Origin of the sequence: Sphingobacterium siyangense, from assembly GCF_007830445.1 — a bacterium.
GTDB classification, from domain to species: domain Bacteria; phylum Bacteroidota; class Bacteroidia; order Sphingobacteriales; family Sphingobacteriaceae; genus Sphingobacterium; species Sphingobacterium siyangense.
The window spans coordinates 16,163-39,487 of the sequence record NZ_VLKR01000046.1 but is presented as its reverse complement, the minus strand read 5'-3'; the positions used below and the strand labels follow the sequence as shown (position 1 = coordinate 39,487).

The window sequence follows — 23,325 nt, the reverse complement described above, 5'->3', positions numbered from 1 at the left end:
GCTGGATCAATTTCTGGTGGATCAGCAGTGCCGAAAGTCCACTGGCCAGATAATGCTCGATCTGTTCATGAAATACCTCAAGACCACTGGAACGGGACTGCTGCCTCGGAGCTGAATCTCCATTCAGCAGCGCTTTTTGGATACGCGAAACGGTCTTGCGGCACATCCCAAGTTCCCTTGAGATCTCCCGCAAAGATTTGCCGTGTTCCAAAAGTGTTTTTATCGTATTGTACATAGCCACTTTATACATAACGCTGAGAGTTTATTATACTCTCAACAAGTAAAACCTTAATTGTTTAAGGTGGTGGCATTTTAATGCGAATTGCTGGGGGTATTTATATGCGAATTAACATATATTATATGCAAAAGCGCTGAACATCAAAGGAAGGCATTTGGATGCCTTTAGCCTATTAGAAAATGAAGTTGTCCAAAACGGAAAAACAACACGGCTCATGAACGCACTATTACCTTTGTACAGTCAGCTAAACGGCAATCTTTCGGATACAACCCAATATATCGGCCAGCTCGATGGTCGGATCAAATCAGCGCTGATTACGAAGCTCAAATCCGAAATGATCAAAAATGAGGCGCCACAGTTTTCTTTGATGGACAATAATGGCAAGGAAGTCTCTTTGGCTAGCCTAAAAGGCAAAGTCGTCGTGCTGGATTTCTGGGCGACCTGGTGCGGTCCCTGTAAAATATCCTTCCCCGGCATGCAGGCTGCTGTTAACAAATACGCGAATGATGATGAAGTTACATTTCTATTTGTCAATACCTGGCAGAAAGAAATCAATTACAAGGACTTGGTTGCACAATTTATCGCCGAAAATAAATACAGTTTCCACGTATTGTTTGATGAAATGAAAGACCAGAAAAAATCAGTTGTTTCGGCTTATGGTGTAAAAGGCATACCAAACAAAGTGGTGATTGACAAAGAAGGATTTATCCGCTTTCAGTCAGCGGGCAGTGACGCAGACATCGAAAAAATCGTCAATGAGATCTCAGTTAAGATTGACCTGGCTAAAAAAGGGTAATAGAGATGATTTTCCTACGATTTAACGATAGTACTTATAATACACAGCAAGAATATGCTAGCCATTTTAGCTTAGGCTTATTCATCAAGCTTTTACCATGAGTTAATTACATCATTCGGACGCATTTTTGTCCTTTAAAGCAATGCTTCCTTGATTAAATCGTCTCTTCTATTTCATTTATATAATTATTATTTCACTGTAGTACAACCTTCAAAGGCCTCCTTCTGGGAGGCTTTTGCTTTTTTGGATTATGCTTTTGATAGCATTATACAATAATTTTCATAACCTCTACCAGTCGCCGGACAGCTATCTTTAAAAGTCTTCTGACATAAAGAGAATATCAATTGATTACTAAAATTAAATGCAGATGAAAACAGAGCACATGAAAAAGGAGTACGAAGCTCCTTCATTACGCTTTACCGTCATTGAAATGGAATCAGGCATCGCTGCTGGATCAGGTGGCGGTGGTGGCGGTGGTGGCGGTGGCGGTGGTGGCGGCCGATCCGATAATTCGGACACCAGCACCGGTGGCGAAACCATCTACCTTTAAGAACCGCAGAGAAGCAGCTTAATAGCTGCTTTTTCATTTTATTGCCTTCCTCTTTAGCGATCCGGTTCGTAAAAATATTCTTTTTTTTGTGCGTATGCGACGTTATTGATACAAATTATTAAGAGGAAAAATGTATTACCTTTTTTAGTTAAAAAATTCGGCTATCACTGTTTTAAAAAAACATTGAACCAAGTGAATTGACAATGATATTCTTCAAAAATATTGGAAATTTCAAAAAACATGTTTCTTCCTTATGGTCGTGCGTAGTATTTGATATTAAGATTCACTTTCATAAACAAATCTCCGTATATAGTTTTCCAAGTCGATAAGATCAAAAGGTTTAGCTAAAAATCCGTCGGCTCCACATTCCACTGAAATACTCCGTCCATCGATATGACCTGAAATCATAATTACGGGCAGCTTATCATGTTTAGATGAACTCCTGAGGTCTCGCAGTACTTGGTCTCCGTTACGTGCAGACATATGAATATCCAAAAAAAGTATATCAGCATCTATACTGTCCAACACGTCTATCAGAACTAAGCTATTCGCTACCGTTATAACTATCGTATCTTGATCCTCCAATACAATAGAAAATGCATTCAGTATTTCTATATCATCATCACACACCACAATTTTCTTTTTCATCTTGAGTTTTTTTAAATTCTATCGATCAGAGATACATTTTTCAGAATTTTCACTTGCGTTACTTTTATGTGTTGCCATGGTTAGAAAGTTTATTGCCCTAGAGCTTTTAAATTAGAACATCCATCGAACAGTATTAGTTCTATTAGCAGAGCTATCACCTCTATTTCACGTGTATATTCCAACGAAGACGTATAAAAACGTCTTTTTGTATTGAAAATCAAGGTCTTTTTAACCGGAATAATAAGTATTTCCAATTGGGATCCACCCCTCTCTGATACAATTAGATTCTAAAAAACGATTAAATTTTGCTTATATTTAGACATAAAGTCCGCTAACACAAGATTCGAACAGAAAATCAAACATCTTATTCTCCAATTTGTAATTATATAGTCATTCCTTACAAAGTGATATATTTTAGTCATTGATATTGACTTCGATTTTACCAATAGCAACAGATATGAAAGAAAATAAGGATGCCATCTCCCATTTGCTCATGCGGATTGAAGATATTCCTGCAGTAAAGAATATATTGAACACCATATGTCTATATACAGGAATGGATCTAGGGCTGGTGACCTCTCACAATGGCCATCAATGGATAGCCTGTGCTGTACGGGATTCGCTCGGAGTCGGAGTAACAGCGGGGCAGCAGCTCGAATTACATTACACCTTAGGAGATGAGGCACATGATAAACATGCTCCTATTATTATCCCCGATATCGACCACTGTGAAAATGAAGATTGGAAAAGAAAATTGTATGCAAAAGGTTTTAAAAGTTATATCGCATTCCCGATCGTTGACAATGATGGATTGTTCTTTGGAACCCTCTGCACGATAGATTATAAAGCCGTGTCAATTGATAGAGAACGAATAGCACCACTATTTGAACTTCTAGCTGAACTGATCAGTTTTCATTTGAGTTCGATCGCCAAAATAAAAAATACCCAAGCCCTGTTAGGTGAAGAATTACAATACTCTGAACGCAGGGATACGCTATTATCCGTGCTGGGGCATGACCTAAAAAATCCATTGAGTGCTGTCATTACCTTATCGCAATATCTCGCCGACAAACTCGAGAATGCAAAACATAAACAAACGGCCAAGCTTATTTATGATTCGTCCTATAGAATGAAAGGTCTAATAGATAACATGCTTGATTTTGCCCGGAGTAAACTCGGCACGGGAATACATCTGAACAAAAATCTGGTCGAATTAGATAAAGTGATCCTTCAGGCCCTTCGTGAGATCCAAACAAGTGCACCCCACAGAAAAGTACAGACAAATCTCGGAGCAAAACATCCAGTAACATGCGATCATGAGCGTATGGCACAGGTGTTTTCAAATCTCATAGGAAATTCATTCCGACATGGTTTGGCAGAAAATACAATCGTTATAAAGTCGTCTATTGAAAGTGATAGATTTATCTTCCAGATAGAAAATGATGGCCATCAGATAGCAGCGCCTATATTCAATAACCTATTCAAGCCCTTTGTTGGAAGAAAAAACCAGAAAGAAGGTGGACTGGGATTGGGCCTTTATATTTCCAAACAGATAATCACGGCTCACAGCGGTGATATCCATGTCAAATGCTTTGATGAAAAGGTGGTTTTTACCCTTTGGATACCAATATGATAGATGCTTTGATCATTTTTTTATAGGATTTATGCTCGACAATTATGCATCATAAAGATATAATATACGATACTCAAATTCAGTTTTGTTAAAGAAAAAAGCGAGCAAAAGCCTGGTCTAATAATCCAGCCTTTGTACCCGCTCCAAATTAATCTGCCTTTGTGCAAGTGCAAACAAATAAGCTATCTTTTCAATTGCCTATTTCTTTTTTTTACGGAAAACATTCTCCGTTAAGTCTTTCGAAACAGAATCTTTTTCTTTTTGATAAGAAGATTGCGTTTTCTCTTTTGTGCTTTTTTCCTTTTTAATGTCTTTACTCATGATGTATGGATTTTATAGTGCGTATTATCCTTTTCCCTTTTCAATGTTTATACTTGATCGGGAGGAATAAAAGTAAACTAAAACGTGTGCTCTCTTTGAGGTACGCTAGCAGCTAGTTGTTGAACTAAAAATTTCCGGAAAATATATTGTGGAGAATTTAAAGATAAAACAAGTGTATTTATCATATTGGACCTACGAAATGGGGTTATATGAAATAGTAGATCATAGTATTAAATATACAAATAATAATTGACAATTAAGTACCTACTGTTCAAAAGAAACTAACTCATAGGTTCGTGCGTATGATCCTCCATTTTAAGTCTTGCCATTAGATAGCTTATGGTGGATTCTGCACCTTGATTGATATTGATAGCATGCTCTTCCAGTCCATCAAAACAGCCTCCGGTAACAGGATTATAAACAATCTGTCTAATATGATTCCGTCCCAAAAACCAGTCGAATACTATTCGGATGGTCTTCTTATATTGCTCATCTTTTGTAAACTTATAGAATCTATCTAGTGCAATAATAGTATAAGCAACATCAATGGGCTGCTCTCCACCCCTGGGATCAGTTCTCAGCTGGCCACGATGTGCCCAGCCTTTGTTGGAAATCACATGAATCTCTTCGTCGACAATAATCCTGCTCAATAAGAAATCAAAGGATTGATAGGCGATATCTCTATATCTGTTGTCCCTAGTTGTCTCATAGGCGATCAACATGGCTTCTGGAATAACACTATTGCCATAAGTCATATAAGATTCATACCATTGCCAATCTGAAGAGCTCTCATGTTCAAACATAGCTGCTAGACGATCTGCCAGGACTTCTATGATAGCCTTATAATTTTTGCCTTTCATAAAACTTAGGCCCTTAATGGTAAAGGCCATCGATCTTGTCGAATAGTAAACTAATGCATGCTTGGATGCCCGCTCCAAAAGCTCTATTGCAAGTTTTACTATCTTTTCAGGCAAAAGATTAGCCATGCCCACCACTTCACCCAAAGCCCAGACAGCTCGGCCGTTGGCATCTTCAAGATTCTCCTGTTTATTTTGTATTGTAAAATTGCCACTCCTGTCTACATAATTCAGAAATGTACCATCTGCTTGCATACAATAACCTATAAAATCCAGGTATTTCTGAATCAGAGCAATGGTTTCATATGATTCATATATTTTATAGTGATGTAACATCGCTATAAGTGCTCTTGCATTGTCATCCAACGCATAACCGCTTGCAAGGTCGGGCATAGAGATATCCGCAAATTGAACAAATCCGCGTTCTTCAGACATCCGAAAAATATGATCCAGGTTGACGGGGGGAACTGAGTATATCATTTCCCTCTTTTTATCTATAAGTAACTCAAAAAGATAAACATGAGCTATAGCAACGTTCTGCCAGGAGGTTTTAACCATCTTTTGAAGATTCACACGATGAATCTTGCTTAATTTAAGTTCATCATCTAAAATTTGATTGACCGCAGCCGCAAGCTGGTCAGAAGCTTCAAAATCAATTATGGTCCCCATATCTTCTTTTAAAACCTCTTTTACGTGAGGGATTGGTGTCGACACAATGGGACAGCCAGAGCTCAGCGCATAAGAAAATGTTCCACTAACCGCCTGCAAAGGGTCTTTTGACGTAAAAAGATACACATCGGTGATCGACAGATAGGACAATAAATTTTCTGTTGAGAGAAATTCATTAACAAAACGGACATGATCTGAAATGTTATATTGGTCTATTATTGTCTCAAGTTTGTTTCTATACGTCTCTCCTTCATATCGTAAAAGATTGGGGTGTGTCATCCCTAAAATAAGGAACATTACATTTGGATTTTGTTCGATAATAGCGGGGAGCGCATAAAGTGTAGTCTCTATACTCTTACTGGGTCCAAGTAAACCAAATGTACTGAGGATTTTCTTGTCCACGAGGCTGTATCGCTCAAGAATGGCGTGTTTATCCGTCGCTGGAGCTAAATGCGTACCATGCGCAATTACGGTTATTTTACTGGTAGGAACTTCGTAAGTACTAGTAAGGATATCGGCGGATCCCTGTGTCATCACGATGATTTGCGAACAATTATAAGCAATGGCATATACATGTTCGAGCAGCATGCGGTCTGGTGCTGGCAACACTGTATGGAAAGTCACGACAATAGCAAGCTGTGCTGAATTAAGATCCTTGAGAAAAGTTATGAACTCAGTTTCTTGACCAACGAAAAGGCCAAACTCATGTTCGATACAGATCAATTTAATATCCTGATCAAACAAAATGTTTTCAAGAATAGTGTCGAAAGAGAGCGGGTTTGTTATATCTAATTTCCCTAGTGGACCATCTTCCTGAGACGTATTGCCATCTACTATCGGTATAGGAATTAGTCGATAAGACTCTTCAAATTTACTCGCGATAGCCTTCATTAGATCTGTTGTGTAAGTTGCAATACCGCAGGCGCGTGGAGGATAAGTGGATAGGAAAGCTATTCCTCTTTTTGTTGCTGAAATCATTATTGGATTTTTAAGTGAAGTCCTTGCATACGATCTTCTTGTATCTTTGACAAGGTGCTGCACGTAGGGAGGTTTATAAATATACAAAAATAAATTGAAAGAAAATTTTTATTATGAGGGTAACAAGAGTAATATATATCCGATAATTTAACGCTGCCAAAATTTAATAAGCAGGAAACAGCCCGTTGAAGCTATTCAACTAATTATTTTTTTAATAAATCGGCAGCCCTTACAATCGATGAGAAGTTGGTTATAACATCCAACAATGAAGACATATTATTTACAGGTTATTGAACTTCGAAGTCTATCATTCACCTGATGCTTTTAAGGCTTTTATCTTTTCTACCAGCAACTTTAGTACTGGTTTCCTCGCGATTAAATTAAAACTCCAGATATCATCCGTGATGAAAACGTAATGTCCATCAAAACTGTAGATATAATCGCCCCCTTCCAGTCCAATTAACCAGGCTTCTTTCTTAAGGTCTGGGTAAGTTCTCAAAACCTTCCAGCAATATTCTTTAATTTCCGCCTCGTATTTAAGACGGCTTCCGAACGACAATCGACAGAAATAGTAACGCTGAATAAGGACGGATTTACCAGTGCCTGTTTTGGTTCGGTTTTATTTTCCGACATAAGTGCAATCAACATTCCTGCCCGTGAAATATCGTTGTTGGGCGGAGAAAACTATGATTACTACAAAAAAAACGACGTAGATACCCCTAACATCGTGATTTCGATTACGACCGACAGGGGCGATATATTTTGTTGGAGCTTAAATGAGTGGGGTGGCTTTTATAACTCAAAAGAGGACTTTTCTGTTTGTTTTGACTTTCTGACTGCCTTAATCAATCAACTGGTTCAATGTTTTCAATTAGAAGAGTCGCCTAAAAGTTATTTAAAAATTCTCGATGAAAATGGAATATGGAAAAGAAGCAATGGTTATTGAGTTAGTAAAAACTATAAATTGCCTTTAGAATACGATCTTCAAAATAATGAGCCTTGGCAGCATCCGACTTTCGCTGTATGGAGACCAAAAAGCCTTTTTCATCATAACTCATTCCCAGCTCACTTACTTTTCGTCCGTTCCAACTATCTTCCATTAGTTTCAGGTTTCGGTTTTGGTCGTAGACATACTTTTCTGTTTTGGGATCAGGGGAAGAAGGTGCATCAGTGAGCTGTACCAAAAGTCCGTCTTTGAATTGATACAATTCAGATGGTGTTTTCTCGACAGCACAGCCATTATGTAGAAACAACACTACCGGATGCCCTTTCAAATAGTAATACGTCTTTTTTTGATAACACGTATCTGAACCGCCGCTATTTTTACTAAAATTGAAATATTCGGTACGTTCTTCTGCCTCGAATTCGTTTTCGGTATAGTAACGATATTGCATGGAAGAAAAATCATTATTCGCTGTCATTTTCTTCCAAAGGCTTTCGTCAGGTAAGGCGCCTTCTAAAATCATGTTGTCCGCTCTGGGAAATTGCTTTCCCTGCCAATCATTGTTTTGTGGCCTATTTGGCATCTGAGCATTCAATGTGAAGGTTCGGATGATATCAATTTTATTATTCTTATTGTATTGGAAGCTATTCACTTTTACGATGCCATTGGAATAATCTATCCTTGTTTTTTTATCGATGAGTCCGTTTAAATTATAAAAATATCTGGTATAAAAAGCGGTATCAGGTTTTTCGTTATTATATCGTATGCTCGTCATACTTACCACCATACCGTCAGTGTTAAAACTGTAAATATATTTCATACCAATCTTCTCTTCACTCTGCAGTAGAATGCTTTTTACTTTATTGCTTTTCATAAAAGCAGGATTGAATGAAAAAACAGTTTTTGTAAAATAATCATCGTCCTCCAAAGGTGTAACGTTATAGAATGGTAGCACCTGAGCCTTTCCTACAGTCACAATACAAAAAAACAAAATAAGGGTTAAGAAGTAGCTAAGATTATGTTTTGTGTGCATCATAAAGAAAAATTTTTGTTCTTTTAAAATCGGGGGTTTCAGAAAAATCCAATTTACCCAAAAAACTTAGATAAATGGCATCAAATTTCCCGATGTCATCATTCGTAGAATTCATAATTGATATATACAATATGAGCTATTTATTGTAGCTTTATCTCCAGCTAGTTAATCTTAATCAAGTCTGCAAAGAATATTTGTCAGCCAATATCAACTTTAGCTAACTTGATAAACTAATGGAAGGGATATTCATTACATTCGCTGATCAAAATTCCTCATTGCACAAGTCCAGAGATTTACAAAAATTTCTATCATGTTATTACTCAACATAGAATTTTCTTCTAGATGAATCTCAAAAGTAGCGTTTGTCGTATAGTACCTTTGTCAAAATTTTAAAAATGAAAAAAACGTTTATTTTACCAGTTCTTGCTATCGGATTTTTAATTTGGTTTTTGGCAACGTTGGCTTTCCGATTTGCGGGACAATTCTTTTTTATTGCAGATTCAGCCGGCATACTAACCAGTTTATATCTAGCAGTAATTCCTACATTGATTTTGATCTCAATCGTAACTTTCAAAAGATTTAAACTTTCAGGTTTTGAAAATATAGTGGCCGGAGTGCTATTGGTATTGCCAGGAATGATTCTCGATACATTCGCTATTCAATTTTTTGAACAGATCTTTCCCAATATGCCGTCAAGCCGAGCTGCAACATTTGGTTCTTGGCTCATGTGGGCTTATAGCGTTGTATTATTAACGTCAGTCGTTACAGGACTGCGACAAAACAGGATACTTGGTGAGGACTGAAACAATCTTGGGCTTGCATTTCACATTTTTTTTGCCAAAAGTAAAATTAATCTATCTACTTCCTGATGGACTTGGAGACTATTAGAATAAATATGGAAAGGAGCCATGGGCAGCCTGCTGTATTTTTCTATATTTGAAATAAATGGAACTCATATCTTATCTACTAAGGCACATAAAATTGAACAACGCCGAATGCGAAGCTATCGACAAAGCCTTTAGTAAACAAACTTTTGCGAAAGGTATTATTCTGGCACATCCAGATAATCATCACCAAAATGTTTATTTTATTGAAAAAGGATTACTACGCGCTTTTTATAACTTAGATGGAAAAGATATCACCCATTATTTTTTCGACGAGAATAATTTCCTGGTATCTTTTGAAAGTATTTTTTTTAACCGTCCTCACCCCTATGGCAAACAAGTATTGGAAGAAGCAAGTCTGCGTATTATCCCTTATAGCAAACTAGATGAACTCTGTAATAGCATACCCGCTTTTAAAGACTTCCGGCTGCAAGTATCGTTGCAAGTGATAAGTATGTTATCCGATAAAACTCTTGCATTACAATTTCAAACTGCCGAGCAGCGCTATAAAAATCTACTCGACAAATTTCCTGGCATATTGCTACGAACCTCCCTGGGACATATTGCTTCCTATCTGGGCATTACTCAACAAACACTAAGCGTGATACGCGCGATCAGGTAACTAATTTCATTTTTTAAGATATCTTAAAAACACTGCAGATTTTTATAATTTGCTTTGCAGTATGAAATCATTAAATATGAAAAAAATACTATCATCCCTTGTCATCATCTTTATGACAATCATGAGTGTTGCACAATCCTCTAATGATAATTTTGCAGGAAAATGGAAAACTGAGGAAGGCTACATTATTACGATCTCTTACAACAGCGGAAAATTTTCCGGTCTCGATCCCAAAGGCCGTCCAACACTTTATAATGTTCGTTTTGAAAAAAATGAGTGGAAAGGGACTGTGGAAAACCACGACACTGGACAAAAGGGCAATTGCGAAATGTACCTGCAGGGAAAAAAGTTAAAAATAGTGGCTCATAAAGGTATTTTTTCTAAGACTTTTTATTGGGTAAAGCAATAGACAACGCTGATTACCCTACAAACGGTGTTTAGGATGTACCAATACTGGTATTCATAGCTGGAGCTATTTTAAATGAAATAGAGACATGCATAATATCGCTCCCCAATCATTGGCATATAGCGCGATCAAGGTAGCTATCCTTACCCGAAGATCCATTTTGATGCCCGCGGGATTATTGTATAAAAAGTAGACACAAAGCCCCAGGAAATTAGGAAAACAAGGGCTGCAGTCATAGGAATTTTTAGTGATATTGGAATTGAAAGAACATTGGCCAACCAATAGCCAAGCCCTACAACAAAATAATGTACTAAATAGATGCCAAAGCCACATTTTGTAATATTTGAAAAAATGCTTCTCATCTTTACCGACGTCAACTTTACAGTACGTACTAACAAGAAAATGGCTAAAGTCATCATGAATACTTGAGGAGAACAATATAAAAAGAACAGCTCGATCTGTTCTTCACTGGCAGCCGGATTGGAAGCCATCCATTTAAAGCCGGTATATGTAATTGTATAGCCGATTATAAATAAAGGTACACTCACTAAAAATGTCTTGGGAAAAGACCAGGTTTTTAGGTGATGAGTCAATACATATCCAAGTAATAAATACCCATTAAAACCCGCAAAATAATAAAATGTACCAAAAGTATTCCAGGCACTAAGGCCAAATAGCTCTTTTGAGAAAAATGAATAGGCATAAGGCAAAACCAGTGTACATAACCAAATTCCCAAAAATACCTTCTGCTGCCCCGAGGTCGACTTTTCAACCCATGCGGAAAAGAAAGGCATGTAAAGATATAAACCGATCAACATATAGATATACCACATGGGTACGGTATAAACATTGAATTTAATTGGAATTAAAGAAATTTGAACAAGTGCGCTTGCTAACGACTGTGATGAATCTTTGGCAGCATAAGCAAATACATTTGAAATGATCGTTGGCGGAAGTCCCAATAGTCCAGTTATCCAAGGGAAAAGGTTGTAAAGTACCGACCACAATAAAAACGGAACTGTAATACGCAAAAGACGCTTTTTATAAAACTCACCCATACTCATTTTCACAGGTAGCAACAGTAATCCGGTAATCATCACAAAAATAGGTACACAGGCCCTTAGCGCCGACCCGTAGATGGAGCCCCAATAGTTAAAATCTGGATTAGACCTTGCTTCGGCCGATACATTGAATGGATCTGAACAATGAATGGCGATTACCATGAATATTGCGATAAAACGCAATACATCTACCCAGGCAATTCGTTGGTGATCAACATGTGCATTAGAAATTTGCATACTCAATATAGTTGGTTAAGATGCAAAAATAAACAATCCACCCCGGAACAATTTTTAAGTAGTTAAAGAAATAGCGCTATTTTCGAAGTGCACATAACGTCACATGTGATATACCAAGAAAAGACGCTATATATCCCAAATTTACCCGCTGGGCCAATTTTGCATGGTTAACCATAAAATCTTCATATCTTTTCTCGGCCGAAAGATATAAGCGGTTGATTAACCGACGTTCCATCTCAACAAAAGCTTTCTGATGGACGTATCGCATCCAGTTAGCAATATCGATATAATCACGGGAAAGCATTTCCAGTTGATCTATTGTCATATAATATAAAAGTGAATCTTCGAGAACCTGTACTGTTTCAGTCTCATACCCTGACACAAATCCGTGAAAACTATTTGTTGAATAAAGTAAATCCCCCTCCTTGCTAAACCAGGAGGTTACCTCTTTTCCATCGCGTATGGTGTAGGCGCGGGCAATACCTTTTTCGACAAAATAAATGTTCTTATCGCTTCTATCTGGCTGTATTAGTTTTGTCTTTTTAGGAACGCTTAGCATGGTTAAATTGCTTAACAATATTTCCAAAGGCTCTTTTTTTATATCGAAATGAGCTCGTATAGCTGCGATGATGTGATCCATTAAATGTTATTCTCAATTGTTGGATGAGTGACAAAACTAATGAAATCAAATGTATAAAAGAATAAAAATTGCCTAATGAAATGATAACGCTCAAAAAAGTGGAGTAAATTATCTAAGCTTTATTTCAACAGGCAATTCGCAATGTCGTAAGAAAAAACGGCCTCTGAACTAGTATTTTCTGAAGCTATTTTTGACTAAGTTGCTATTTTTTTAGACAATACAGTGAATCTGAATTCTTCTTTATATATTGGGTTTCTTAGGCCTGCTTTGAAATTTTTTAAAAAAGTAAAGAACCCACAAAAACTGGGTGTATCCGTACACCGCATCTTCAACCGGAATCGTAAGCACCCTGATCCCCATAAATTCCATGGGATTGTAGTTTACTATCGGAGAATCCAACCCTGTTCCGGTGAGTATACCATTGACAGGTAAAAAACCCAACATAAGCAAGGTGAAGACTACAGAGGCCTGCGTAATCCATTGAATCCGAAATGCAAAGTGAAAAAGCACTAACGTCACGATAGTCACCGTAGCGGTAACAACCGTATAAATTCTGTCGGCATATCGAAGTGCCACCACAGCACATATAATGACACTCACAAAGACTACGATATTATTAAAGGCGGAAAGCGATTGTAATCTAAAAAATTTATCGATACAGAAATAAGTAAATATACAGGAAAAAGGGATAAATATAAAGAATAACCATTCTTCCAATGGTAAGCCTGCTATAACCAGGCCTAGGGTGTACCTTGTGTCAAACCACCATACTCCCTTACTGGTAAACCAGACATCCCAAGCGATAAAAAATACAGCAACAAGTGCCGCTGACTTTAAAAATGGGACAAACTCACGATCGAATCGAAGCCGCTTGTCGAAGGATGCGACAAAACAGATTATGACCGTAAAAAATAAGATAAGCGAGTAAGTATATGGCATCATATTTTTTCATTGTTAGTATACATTTTAAAGTATTTCATCGGAACATATAAAAAGCCAAAACATTCGCCCTCCTCTTTCCCCAAATGTTTATGATGTTGTTTATGGGCACGACGAAGCGCCAAAAAGTAACGGTTATTTGTTTTACTCAACCATTTGAAGCGTTGATGGATAAATATATCATGTACAAAGAAATATGCCATACCATAAAGCATAATCCCTAATCCAATATAAAACAGATAATTGTATCCCCTTAACGAACCAAAATACATCAACGCGATGGTAGGAAGGGCAAAAATGATAAAAAAGTAATCATTCTTTTCCAAAAAGCCCGCATTGCTATGATCATGATGATCGCGATGTAATACCCAGAGAAAGCCGTGCATAATATACTTATGGATAAGCCAGGTTGCGCCCTCCATAGCAATAAAAGTGACCAATACAATAATAAAATTCATAGCTTTATTTTATAAGTAAGCAGCTTTGTAACGCAGATAACTTTTTAAAGCAACATAGGCTTTTTGTGCATTTGGTATCCTCACCCTACTTTCCAAAATCTCCTTTGAGGATTTTTTTCGAATCTTCGAAAACAGGGAAAGATAATATTTGTAAGCCAGATAAACGCCAAATTTTGCCGATGCAGGCAATTTTTTAATTCCCAAAAGCGCTTCCTTAAATTCGCTGTGTATCTCATCCTCAATCTGGCTTTTGAGTGCATTATCAAAGACAGCCATATCCAAATTCGGAAAATAGGTACGCCCAAGAACGTGGTAATCGTCTTTAAGATCCCGCAAGAAGTTTATTTTCTGAAATGCGGAGCCTAGTTTCATAGCGTAAGGTTTTAACTCCTCATAGCGCTGTCTATTACCTTCTGTAAAAACCTGTAAACACATCAATCCCACCACTTCAGCCGAGCCATAAATATATTCTTTATAGCGTTCAGAATTATAGTCGACTTTATTCAGGTCCATTTCCATGCTGTGTAGAAATTGGCGGATTAGCTCGACGTCAATAGCATACTTATGTACCGTCTCCTGAAAAGATTGTAATATCGGATTTAATGATATACCTTCCTCTAAAGCACAGTTTGTCTCGAGATATAACCGCGCCAACAGCCGCTTCTTATCATATCCATGAAAACTGTCCACGATTTCATCAGCCAATCGTACATAGCCATAAATCGCATAAATACTCGCCCTAATGCTGGGCTTGAGTGCCAAAATACCGAGCGAGAAACTTGTACTATATTTTTCAGTTGTTTTTTTGCTTACTTCATAAGCGAGTTCATCAAATAGCTTTTTCATGGTCTTATGTTTTACGATATAATTCAATGGCTTCTTTGGCAACAATTTTCCCTGATAAAATGGAGGGAGGCACCCCGGGACCAGGAACCGTTAGCTGACCTGAATAAAAAAGATTATGGACTTTCTTATTTCTGATCTTGGGTTTCCATACCGCTGTCTGTTTCAATGTATTTGCTAGTCCATAAGCATTTCCCCCGTAAGCATTATAATCGCTGATAAAGTCGCTTACACAGTAACTCCTCTTGTATGCAATCTGTTCATATAGGTTTTTTGTACCGGTATGCTTTTCCAAACGCTTTAACATCTTAATTAGATATTTTTCACGTGTTTCATCATCATCCGGGATAGCGGTCGCCAAGGGCATTAATAAGAAGAGATTCTCACTGTCTGCAGGAGCAACATGAGGATCCGTTTTGGATGGGCAACATACATAGAACAGCGGATTTTCAGGCCACTTTTTTTCACCATAAATACAGTCAATATGATCATCCAACGGGTGCTCAAAGAAAAGAGTGTGGTGTGTTAGATTTGGAATGGACGATTTCATCCCTAGGTAATAGATCAAACTTGAGGGGGCAAAGGTCCTGTTCTTCCAATAATCATCATCGTAGTTTCTCAACTCCTTGGCAAGTAGTGTTTCGATATGGTGATAATCGGCCGATGCAACCACGAGATCAAATGGATGATTCACACCATTAACAACTAATGATGTGATCTTATTCTTTTCAATATTTAACGTATCAACATTATGATCAAAATGAAAAGTGACTCCTTGTCTCTCCGCTACTTGCTGCATCGCCAGTACTAACTGAAAAAAGCCCCCTTTGGGATAATGGGTTCCAAGTGCAAAACCGCCGTAGTTCATCAGGCTATATAATGCCGGAATATCCTTGGGTGAAGCGCCCAAAAATATAACGGGGAATTCCATCAATGTCCGCAATCTTTGGTCCTTAAAATATTTGGCAACATAGGATCGAAAATTTGAAAGTAAATCTAGCTTAAAAGCACTAAGTGCAATTTTTGGAGATAGAAATTCACTCCAATTGTGACAGGGTTTATTCACAAAATCCCGCATGCCCACTTCATACTTAAATTTTGCAGCTTCCATAAATCGATCCAACTGCATACCAGCCCCAGGTTCGATCTGTTCAAATAATTGTTTTAACTCCTGATAGGATTCAGGTACACGAATCTGTCCAGAGTTAAATATCATTTCAAATTGTGGATTGAGGGATACAAGTTCAAAGAAATCAGCAGTATAACACCCAAAATCTGAAAAAAAGGACTCAATGATGTCAGGCATCCAGTACCAGCTCGGTCCCATATCAAATCTAAATCCTTCTGTCGTACTAAACTGTCTCGCCCTTCCACCGGGCTGCGTATGTTTCTCAAAAACATGCACATCGTATCCTGCCTGCGCAAGATAGGCCGCCGCTGAAAGACCCGAAAAACCTGCACCAATAACTGCTACCTTCTTTTTCATTTTTGTTTATTTTAACTCCCTATGCAAGGGCAACATCCAGATGGACCTTCCATTACCGCAATGGACAATGTGTGCATTAAAGTATCTTATTATATCCATAATTTGATCTGCCTATTAATCATCAGATTTCGGAGGCGACTTTTTCAAAAAGTGTAAAAGACAACAAAAAGCCAGCTATTCCTATTACACTTCGGACCGAATTATAACTTCACTTGTTCCAGCAATTTATCAGGTGCAATATTTCTATCATAGATTAATTGATGAAATTTGCTCAATTTATCCAATAGACTTATCAGTGTTATTTTTTCACTGTAGGTCAAATCACCTGAAACAATCTGGGTAGCATGACGTATTTTTCCCATTTGTCGATCCAACGCCGATAAGCCATTTTCTGTGATATAAAGCACCTTACTTCGTCGGTCTTGCTCTGAATCTTGCTGACCGATCCATCCTTGTTTGATCAAACGATTTATAATCGCCATGCCGGCTGGCTTTTCATGAATATTCCGCCTGATCAATTCCATTTTTGTCATCTCGCCAAACGACCTTAAGGTTATAAGGTATATAAACTCCTCTTGTGTAGAAAAATCAGATTCCAAAATAGCTGCCTTTGAATAACTTTTTGCAAACCTATTCATATGCACTATTAATGTGCTGATCACACTCTCTGGACTACGCCCATTTTCCTTACCGTCCCATTCAGGTTCGACCAGAACATCGGTTTCTTTTGCCACTACCCAACGTTTAAATCCATCCGCGTCGGTACTGTAGATTCCATCTACGTTCTCCTGTTCAAATTCCTCTACTAATACAATGATTTCTTTTAAAAGCTGATATTTCATACACTTTATTTAGAACATAAATATACTATATTTGTTTTGTTTTTTTTAATAAAGATTTTTTTTAGAATAAATATAGACTATAAATCTTATCTACTCTTGATTTTTACCAACTGAAACTCATATCGGGCAGAGACTTGCTTTTACTTATAAAAAGACTTTTGTGCCAATTGGTAATCGCTTTTATTATAAATCGTGCAACATTTTTTTCCTGAGCTCGACTAACCTATAGTCACTAACTGCAAACAATGGTCATCAAACTTTGCACAAGAACCTTAATTACATGAAAGTCTTAAAAAAAATTGCCCTACTCTTCCCATGCCTGCTTCTTTTCGCCATAGCTCATAGTTCATCTAATAGGATTATCCTTTCGCGCATCGATTCAACCTTTACTGTTACGGGCAAAGTAGTCGATTCTCTTACAAAAGAACCCGTTCATTTAGTTTCAATATCCCTGGTGGATCATCAAAGTAGCAGCACCCCTATCAAAACAGTGGTGACAAATGAAAGCGGAGACTTCCAATTAACCTATAGTCAGCGCTCATTTTACCTAAAAATCAACCACCTTGGCTTTCAGCCTCAGATAAAAAGAATCGAAACGCCGAGCGGAAGCAATATAGATATCGGTACTATAAGGCTTCATAAGATTGACAATAAACTTGAGGAGGTTGCGATTTCTTCCAAGAGACCTACCTTGGAGCTGATTACCGGTGGGTATAGATTTAATGCGGAAAACAATATATTAGGCAATAGTACAAATATTGCAGAACTGCTCAAGCAGGTACCGGGATTAACCGTTGATGAAATGGAAGGCAAATTACAATTGCTCGGAAAGGGAGCTACTGTATTGATAAATGGTCGAAAAGTCAATTTGGGGGGGCAGGATTTATTGAACTACCTGAAATCTCTACCGAGCAACGAGGTCTTGTCTGTTAATGTGCTTACCAGTCCAGGCGCAGCATATGATTCCGCAGGAGACGGAGGTGTGTTAGATATCAGACTTAAGAAAAATTCCAATTTAGGCTTCTTTGGGTCGGCAAGTACAAGTGTTTCTACCCTTTGGGGAACGGACCAATCGCTTAATTTAAATCTAAAAAAAAGTAAGTTTGAAATTTCATTGGGTTATAATTTTTCATATAGTGAAAATTTGCATAAACGAAACGATTTTATAAAAAACTATTTCTTACCTGATTCTAGTTATCTCTATAGACAAGAACAGGTTAGTGAAAGATCCCAAAGGACACATTCCATGAAAATCAATACACTTTATACTATTGATTCAACAAGTACACTCTCTTTTAATTATTGGTACGCCAGCTTTTATGGTAAATTTCCAAATGAACGAGACGCCACGATCTATAATCGGAAAGATGAATTTCAAAGGCAGCTTAAACAGCGGGACTTCATGTTTTTAGACAATAATTTCCATATCGTCGATTTGATCTACGACAAAGATTTTAAAAAGAAAAACAAGCTTTCAATCGGCCTGAATTATTCGAAATACTCGAATGAGAATAACACTTCATTCTGGAGAAAGGCATATGATTTTTCTAACACGGAAATAAATTCCTCAGAAAATGATAGCAGAAATTTTATTATTACGAGACCATATGAAATCTGGACCTTCAATACAGATTACAAAACTAACATCGGAAAGGGTACGGATCTAAAATTTGGTGTAAAATATGCCCGTGCAAATACAGAAAGCTTCTTTAAGAATCAGACCACAGATGGAAATATCGTCGGAGGAGAAGCAAATAGTGAAAATAAGGTTCAATATAACGAAAATATACTTGCTGCTTATTCTTCTCTGAGTGGTAAATATAAACACTTCTCCTTCGATGTAGGCTTGCGACTAGAATCATTCGATTATAAGTTACGATCCCTTTCAACTGACGAACAGATTAAAAACAACTATCTTAATCTATTTCCCAACTTTAATGTACGTTATGATTTCGAGGACCTTAAAAACAGCATTGCTTTATCGGGGAACAGAAGAATCGAACGCCCTGGTTATAGTATGCTCAATCCATTTGCGGTGACCAATAATCCTATCTATTTTACCAACGGTAACACACAGTTGAAGCCATATTTTGCAAATAGACTAGATTTGCAATATTCACATAAGTGGAATACCAACCACTCACTGATCTATTCTTTATATGGAAACTTCTCGAAGAATATGTTTACCTATATCTCAAGATATAATGAGGAGGTTGGAAGTCCAGAGTTTAACTATTATAATGATTATAATCTAAACCAAATTGGAGGTTATGTCATGTCGCAAAACAAATTTGGAAGCAGCGTGAATGTCAGTACATATTTATCGGCCCAACGACCTACTTTCAGATCGAATAATACAGCAGATATTTTGTTACCTGGTATTGTCAACTTTAGTGGGTCGATCAACACCTTTATTAATATTCTGCCAAAGACTACTGTTCAAATATTCGGCTTTTATGCTTCGAAAAGAAATAGTTTTCAAATGCAATATGGGACAACAGGATATATCACGACGGGTTTACAACAAAAAGTGCTTCGGGACAAGCTAAACATATCCCTGACGATTGAGGATATTTTCAACTTACAAAAAGCACCTATTTCCATTTTAGGCAATGTGATTAGCATTGAAACAGTGAATAAATTGAAGTCACGCTATGCAAAATTGAGTTTCAGTTACAATTTCGGAAAAACCTTCTCCGCAAAACAGACCAAAAAGCTGGAAAAAGATTCGAGGATAGATTAACCTATCAATAGGTTAATCGTCAAAGATGATTCTTGGAAGCATAGCGCTGGATATAATTGAGTTTAGAAAATAGCTTAAATACAGATAGACCTCAAAATACTGCGAATTTAAAACGAATCCATACGAATTGAAATTCGCATGAAAATTTGAAAAGCGTTGTTTTAACTTAGTCCGATAAAAATGTGAAAGAGAACGTTAATTATGAATGAGACTATCATAGAATTCGATAACAAAAAACGTCTGAAATTAGCACTATTTGGCTTGCTGTTGACGATAGCGGCTTTGGCATTTGCTTACTATATTTTCTTTGTCGCTGAAAAAATAAGAATTTTCCCTGGAGCATTGATGTTGACCTTAGGGGGCTTAGGATGTTATTGTCTAATTGGCGGAGTAAAAAGTCTATTTGTTAAAGATCGGACTGGCCTAATATTGAACGCAAATGGCATTCGATATAATGGTACGCCAGTAGGAATAAAGGCTGGGACTGTAAAATGGACTGCTATTCAATCTGTCTCGACAGGAATGGCCCATGGTGTCCATTTTGTTTTTTTGAAGCTACACCATCCCGAAAATTATATGCAGCAGTTCTCTCCACAAGTACAACAACATGTGCTCGAAAATGGAATAGCCGTTTCGGCAGATCAATTTTCGCTTGATTTCAATACACTCAAAAAATTGATAGAAGAGTATTATGAGCGGTATAAGCGATAATAAGAGGGAAAAGACTCGCCATAAACAAGCCCCTATAAAAATCTTACAGGGGCTTGTTTCTATTAATCGTATCAAATTGTTGTATTACATATCCAGTTGGATACCTAAATTCGCTATTGTTCCGCTTCCTTTTACATAATAACGGCCTTCATTTGTAGCTCCCCTCACCTCCGCGTGCAGTGGAAAATAATCATTATTAAGGATATTATTAACTGAAAAAATGAACGCCAGATTCTTTAATTTGTAGCGTGTTTGGAAATCCATCAGACCATAGCCCGAAATCGGATATTTGCCATAATTATATTCAGAAGGTTGAAACACATCGCGTTTCCCCAAATGTAAATACTGCAGATAGACATTCCACCGATCTGTCAATTTGAAATCTGCATTGATATTTACTTTAAAAGGTGAAATAATGGAATTATCCAATTTATCCTTATATTTTCCCTCATTTTTCAAATCTTGTCTACCATCCATATACCCGAGTATAGTACCAAACTTCAACCATTCAACAGGGGTTACATCGACTACAAATTCCAAACCATAAATACGTTGAGGCACCTGAATCAGTTCATAATTACCTGGCGTTGAAGTTTCTGCGAAAGTACTACCCTTTTTGGAAGAGCTATAGTACCCGGTCAATTGGTAACTTAACATAGCATAGGTTCCATTTAGTCCCAACTCAAAATTATTGACAACTACAGGCTTCGGATCAATTTGACTCAAAGGTACTCCATTCCGTAATACAAGTCCTACATCGCCGATAGAATACCCTTGTGAAAATGATACAAAGGGCTGCAGGTATTTTAATTTATTATACCTTCCTGCCAAGTTGAATACAAATGCGTTTGAGTTGCTCTTATCTCCAGGAGTGACTTTCCCTGCTTTTGTTAGATCTCCTACCTTGAAATCCAAGTTTTCGTATCGCACACCACCTTTTAAGATCCAATATTCAGCCAGGTTAAACTTACTTTGAAGGTATAGGGCGCCACTTTTCATATTCATGTCGGGTGTCACTAATCCATCGTCCAACGTTTTTTGAACCGTGTGATCCTTTAAAAGATCTACTCCATAAATTAAAGTTACCTTATTGCTGTTGGATAGATCAAAGGGCGTACTAAAATTTATTCTGGCTCCCTTATGATCAGAATATGTTTGGTTGTAGCTTTCAAATACCGTGTTCATATCTTCATAATACAGACTCATATTTGCTGAGGTTCTACCAAAGTTACCATCATACTTTACATGAAAAGCTTTATTGTAAGGTGTCCCACCGTTAATCACTGTATCTGAAGGTATCCCTATAGCAGGTTTACTGCCAAACTCCCCCTTGGTGCCAACATATTTACTATCCTGAACACTTCTATAATAGTTACCCATAAGTTCAACACGATGATTATCGTTAATCTGATAACCAATCTTTGCTAAGGCATTATAACTTTTTGTCTCGCCCAGGCCATAAAATGGACTTACAATGGTACCATCGGAGCTACGTACCACACCTGTTCGCGCAATCTTTCCTTGCACAACATAATCAAACTTGTCTTTCGATCCAGAAAATACTTGTGCCAAATTATACCCGTATGTTTCATCTGGTCTGACCAAGCTTAGGGAATTATTTAAAGAGGTGGAAGAATGAAAACTCCTGTCTGTCTTTGGCTTCTTTGTTATGTAATTAATTATACCACCGGCGGCACCATTTCCATACATTGCAGAAGCACCATTGATGACCTCAATATGGTCAATTGCGCTAGCGTCTATCGTCTTCATATCTCTTCCGCCATTTCTTAATGGAGTCGATTGAGGAATTCCATCAATAAGTACCAAAAAATTCCGACCACGTATTTTAGCAATAAAATTGTTTTGGCTTTCCTCACTGGGAGAGATACTGGGCACTTTCTGCATTAAAATATTGGGTAGGTTGTCATTTATCAGACGTTGATCTTCTAAGGTCTTACCTCCGATATAGGTAATCGATGATGGCACTTCGTCAATACTTTCAGCCAGTCGGCTCGCCGTTACGACAACTTCATTCAAATGATTTCTTGTTTGCTCCATGACAAAATCTGGGAGCTCGAGGGTTTCCCTTTCCAGTGCGATCTGCGATTTGATTTCTTGAAAACCAATATGCTTTACGGTCATGGAGTGAATGCCTTTAGGAATCTTTGAAAAAATAAAATTCCCTTCATGATCAGTCTTGGCGCTATTTATCCCATCAATATTGATATACACATTGGCCAAACCTTTCCCTTCTGAATTTTTCACCTTGCCCTTAATTGTCCCCGATTCTTGATCATTACCATTTTTCTTGACAGCAATCGGTCTTTCCCTTGAAAAACTTATTGCTGGAATTATGGAAAAACTTAAAACCAATAGACTGCTCGCCAATGTTGTTTTCGGGGTAATAAACCAAGATCTTGTTGTTGTTTTCACGTGTTGAAGGTATTTAAAAAATCACTCGTCCTGTCCGCATATTGATATCTGTCTATTTCCAAACCTTTCTATCTGGGAAAGCCTGATCTGAAAAAGATATAATTACTATTTAGACTAATTATTATTAATGGCAAATATAGTAAAGTTAGGAAATACTTAAAGCTAAAAATTTAGAATATGAATCCATTATCGATACAAGTAACAATTTCTCGATTACAGTTGGCAGGCGTTATCCCCTTTTCTTAATGGTTATTATTTCGTTGAAAAACAAAATATATCATAATTCCACTCATGCAAATTAAAATGGATCCCAGAAAAAATGGCACTCCCGAAAATTGAAATAGCGCTTTATCC

Annotated in this window: 22 protein-coding genes; 8 read left to right on the top strand and 14 right to left on the bottom strand. The window is 37.4% G+C overall.

Features of this window, described 5'->3' with window-relative positions; all coding sequences use genetic code 11:
* The coding region (locus tag IQ31_RS25340; protein WP_145331019.1) for a helix-turn-helix domain-containing protein at positions 1-250 on the bottom strand (250 nt) is incomplete at its 3' end.
* Between the two features lie 202 nt (positions 251-452).
* Between IQ31_RS25340 and IQ31_RS25335 the strand changes: the two genes are divergently transcribed.
* Positions 453-1,034: a TlpA family protein disulfide reductase gene (locus tag IQ31_RS25335; RefSeq protein WP_145331017.1), complete on the top strand. Its 582-nt coding sequence runs from the start codon at positions 453-455 to the stop codon at positions 1,032-1,034.
* Between the two features lie 367 nt (positions 1,035-1,401).
* Positions 1,402-1,584, top strand: coding sequence for a hypothetical protein (locus tag IQ31_RS25330; RefSeq protein WP_145331015.1), 183 nt, complete (start codon positions 1,402-1,404; stop codon positions 1,582-1,584).
* 276 nt (positions 1,585-1,860) lie between these two features.
* Here the strand turns inward: IQ31_RS25330 and IQ31_RS25325 are convergent, their stop codons facing one another.
* Positions 1,861-2,232, bottom strand: a complete 372-nt coding sequence (locus tag IQ31_RS25325; protein ID WP_075993718.1) for a response regulator — start codon at positions 2,230-2,232, stop codon at positions 1,861-1,863.
* Between the two features lie 457 nt (positions 2,233-2,689).
* Here IQ31_RS25325 and IQ31_RS25320 point away from each other — a divergent pair, with 457 nt between their 5' ends.
* Positions 2,690-3,865 carry a GAF domain-containing sensor histidine kinase gene (locus IQ31_RS25320; RefSeq protein WP_145331013.1) on the top strand — a complete coding sequence of 392 codons (1,176 nt, stop codon included), beginning with the start codon at positions 2,690-2,692 and terminating at the stop codon, positions 3,863-3,865.
* A gap of 198 nt (positions 3,866-4,063) precedes the next feature.
* Here IQ31_RS25320 and IQ31_RS28135 read toward each other — a convergent pair whose 3' ends face one another.
* The 4 genes from IQ31_RS28135 to IQ31_RS25305 form a co-directional block, all read right to left on the bottom strand.
* Positions 4,064-4,186: a hypothetical protein gene (locus IQ31_RS28135; protein ID WP_257787001.1), complete on the bottom strand. Its 123-nt coding sequence runs from the start codon at positions 4,184-4,186 to the stop codon at positions 4,064-4,066.
* Between the two features lie 281 nt (positions 4,187-4,467).
* Positions 4,468-6,690 carry a glycosyltransferase gene (locus IQ31_RS25315; protein WP_145331011.1) on the bottom strand — a complete coding sequence of 741 codons (2,223 nt, stop codon included), beginning with the start codon at positions 6,688-6,690 and terminating at the stop codon, positions 4,468-4,470.
* Positions 6,691-6,997: 307 nt separating this feature from the next.
* Positions 6,998-7,189 carry a hypothetical protein gene (locus IQ31_RS25310; protein WP_145331009.1) on the bottom strand — a complete coding sequence of 64 codons (192 nt, stop codon included), beginning with the start codon at positions 7,187-7,189 and terminating at the stop codon, positions 6,998-7,000.
* 448 nt (positions 7,190-7,637) lie between these two features.
* Entirely contained in the window at positions 7,638-8,669 is a 1,032-nt protein-coding gene (locus tag IQ31_RS25305; protein ID WP_145331007.1) for a hypothetical protein, read from the bottom strand.
* 392 nt (positions 8,670-9,061) lie between these two features.
* Here IQ31_RS25305 and IQ31_RS25300 point away from each other — a divergent pair, with 392 nt between their 5' ends.
* The 3 genes from IQ31_RS25300 to IQ31_RS25290 all read left to right on the top strand — a co-directional run bounded on the left by IQ31_RS25300 (position 9,062) and on the right by IQ31_RS25290 (position 10,581).
* Positions 9,062-9,469 carry a DUF5367 domain-containing protein gene (locus IQ31_RS25300; RefSeq protein WP_075993724.1) on the top strand — a complete coding sequence of 136 codons (408 nt, stop codon included), beginning with the start codon at positions 9,062-9,064 and terminating at the stop codon, positions 9,467-9,469.
* A 178-nt stretch (positions 9,470-9,647) separates the two neighbouring features.
* Complete coding sequence (locus IQ31_RS25295) at positions 9,648-10,172, top strand: Crp/Fnr family transcriptional regulator (RefSeq protein WP_158638974.1); 525 nt, start codon at positions 9,648-9,650, stop codon at positions 10,170-10,172.
* A gap of 76 nt (positions 10,173-10,248) precedes the next feature.
* Positions 10,249-10,581: a DUF2147 domain-containing protein gene (locus IQ31_RS25290; RefSeq protein ID WP_145331003.1), complete on the top strand. Its 333-nt coding sequence runs from the start codon at positions 10,249-10,251 to the stop codon at positions 10,579-10,581.
* A 140-nt stretch (positions 10,582-10,721) separates the two neighbouring features.
* Here the strand turns inward: IQ31_RS25290 and IQ31_RS25285 are convergent, their stop codons facing one another.
* The 7 genes from IQ31_RS25285 to IQ31_RS25255 all read right to left on the bottom strand — a co-directional run bounded on the left by IQ31_RS25285 (position 10,722) and on the right by IQ31_RS25255 (position 17,084).
* Complete coding sequence (locus tag IQ31_RS25285; protein ID WP_145331001.1) at positions 10,722-11,876, bottom strand: acyltransferase; 1,155 nt, start codon at positions 11,874-11,876, stop codon at positions 10,722-10,724.
* A gap of 76 nt (positions 11,877-11,952) precedes the next feature.
* Complete coding sequence (locus tag IQ31_RS25280; RefSeq protein WP_075993728.1) at positions 11,953-12,516, bottom strand: Crp/Fnr family transcriptional regulator; 564 nt, start codon at positions 12,514-12,516, stop codon at positions 11,953-11,955.
* A gap of 240 nt (positions 12,517-12,756) precedes the next feature.
* The gene (locus tag IQ31_RS25275) at positions 12,757-13,458 is read right to left on the bottom strand and encodes a lycopene cyclase domain-containing protein (RefSeq protein WP_145330999.1); all 702 of its coding nucleotides are present in this window, start codon (positions 13,456-13,458) and stop codon (positions 12,757-12,759) included.
* Positions 13,455-13,913, bottom strand: coding sequence for a sterol desaturase family protein (locus IQ31_RS25270; protein WP_145330997.1), 459 nt, complete (start codon positions 13,911-13,913; stop codon positions 13,455-13,457). The genes IQ31_RS25275 and IQ31_RS25270 overlap by 4 nt, the downstream gene beginning before the upstream one ends.
* A gap of 9 nt (positions 13,914-13,922) precedes the next feature.
* Positions 13,923-14,759 (bottom strand): phytoene/squalene synthase family protein, encoded by an 837-nt coding sequence (locus tag IQ31_RS25265; RefSeq protein ID WP_120336421.1) that lies wholly within the window; start codon positions 14,757-14,759, stop codon positions 13,923-13,925.
* Between the two features lie 4 nt (positions 14,760-14,763).
* Positions 14,764-16,242, bottom strand: a complete 1,479-nt coding sequence (locus IQ31_RS25260; protein WP_145330995.1) for a phytoene desaturase family protein — start codon at positions 16,240-16,242, stop codon at positions 14,764-14,766.
* A gap of 200 nt (positions 16,243-16,442) precedes the next feature.
* Complete coding sequence (locus tag IQ31_RS25255; RefSeq protein WP_145330993.1) at positions 16,443-17,084, bottom strand: MarR family winged helix-turn-helix transcriptional regulator; 642 nt, start codon at positions 17,082-17,084, stop codon at positions 16,443-16,445.
* Between the two features lie 280 nt (positions 17,085-17,364).
* Between IQ31_RS25255 and IQ31_RS25250 the strand changes: the two genes are divergently transcribed.
* Both IQ31_RS25250 and IQ31_RS25245 read left to right on the top strand, forming a co-directional pair.
* The gene (locus IQ31_RS25250) at positions 17,365-19,827 is read left to right on the top strand and encodes a TonB-dependent receptor (protein ID WP_145330991.1); all 2,463 of its coding nucleotides are present in this window, start codon (positions 17,365-17,367) and stop codon (positions 19,825-19,827) included.
* Between the two features lie 201 nt (positions 19,828-20,028).
* Entirely contained in the window at positions 20,029-20,538 is a 510-nt protein-coding gene (locus IQ31_RS25245; protein ID WP_145330989.1) for an STM3941 family protein, read from the top strand.
* A gap of 84 nt (positions 20,539-20,622) precedes the next feature.
* Here IQ31_RS25245 and IQ31_RS25240 read toward each other — a convergent pair whose 3' ends face one another.
* On the bottom strand, positions 20,623-22,971 hold the full coding sequence (locus IQ31_RS25240) for a TonB-dependent receptor (RefSeq protein WP_145330987.1): 2,349 nt from the start codon (positions 22,969-22,971) through the stop codon (positions 20,623-20,625).
* Positions 22,972-23,325 lie beyond the last annotated feature (354 nt).

What these genes read in the sequence shown, in the direction of transcription:
- IQ31_RS25335 (WP_145331017.1), top strand. Translation starts at nt 453, where the DNA reads ATGAACGCACTATTACCTTTGTACAGTCAGCTAAACGGCAATCTTTCG.
- IQ31_RS25330 (WP_145331015.1), top strand. Translation starts at nt 1,402, where the DNA reads ATGAAAACAGAGCACATGAAAAAGGAGTACGAAGCTCCTTCATTACGC.
- IQ31_RS25325 (WP_075993718.1), bottom strand. Translation starts at nt 2,232, where the DNA reads ATGAAAAAGAAAATTGTGGTGTGTGATGATGATATAGAAATACTGAAT.
- IQ31_RS25320 (WP_145331013.1), top strand. Translation starts at nt 2,690, where the DNA reads ATGAAAGAAAATAAGGATGCCATCTCCCATTTGCTCATGCGGATTGAA.
- IQ31_RS28135 (WP_257787001.1), bottom strand. Translation starts at nt 4,186, where the DNA reads ATGAGTAAAGACATTAAAAAGGAAAAAAGCACAAAAGAGAAAACGCAA.
- IQ31_RS25315 (WP_145331011.1), bottom strand. Translation starts at nt 6,690, where the DNA reads ATGATTTCAGCAACAAAAAGAGGAATAGCTTTCCTATCCACTTATCCT.
- IQ31_RS25305 (WP_145331007.1), bottom strand. Translation starts at nt 8,669, where the DNA reads ATGATGCACACAAAACATAATCTTAGCTACTTCTTAACCCTTATTTTG.
- IQ31_RS25300 (WP_075993724.1), top strand. Translation starts at nt 9,062, where the DNA reads ATGAAAAAAACGTTTATTTTACCAGTTCTTGCTATCGGATTTTTAATT.
- IQ31_RS25290 (WP_145331003.1), top strand. Translation starts at nt 10,249, where the DNA reads ATGAAAAAAATACTATCATCCCTTGTCATCATCTTTATGACAATCATG.
- IQ31_RS25285 (WP_145331001.1), bottom strand. Translation starts at nt 11,876, where the DNA reads ATGCAAATTTCTAATGCACATGTTGATCACCAACGAATTGCCTGGGTA.
- IQ31_RS25280 (WP_075993728.1), bottom strand. Translation starts at nt 12,516, where the DNA reads ATGGATCACATCATCGCAGCTATACGAGCTCATTTCGATATAAAAAAA.
- IQ31_RS25275 (WP_145330999.1), bottom strand. Translation starts at nt 13,458, where the DNA reads ATGATGCCATATACTTACTCGCTTATCTTATTTTTTACGGTCATAATC.
- IQ31_RS25270 (WP_145330997.1), bottom strand. Translation starts at nt 13,913, where the DNA reads ATGAATTTTATTATTGTATTGGTCACTTTTATTGCTATGGAGGGCGCA.
- IQ31_RS25265 (WP_120336421.1), bottom strand. Translation starts at nt 14,759, where the DNA reads ATGAAAAAGCTATTTGATGAACTCGCTTATGAAGTAAGCAAAAAAACA.
- IQ31_RS25260 (WP_145330995.1), bottom strand. Translation starts at nt 16,242, where the DNA reads ATGAAAAAGAAGGTAGCAGTTATTGGTGCAGGTTTTTCGGGTCTTTCA.
- IQ31_RS25255 (WP_145330993.1), bottom strand. Translation starts at nt 17,084, where the DNA reads ATGAAATATCAGCTTTTAAAAGAAATCATTGTATTAGTAGAGGAATTT.
- IQ31_RS25250 (WP_145330991.1), top strand. Translation starts at nt 17,365, where the DNA reads ATGAAAGTCTTAAAAAAAATTGCCCTACTCTTCCCATGCCTGCTTCTT.
- IQ31_RS25245 (WP_145330989.1), top strand. Translation starts at nt 20,029, where the DNA reads ATGAATGAGACTATCATAGAATTCGATAACAAAAAACGTCTGAAATTA.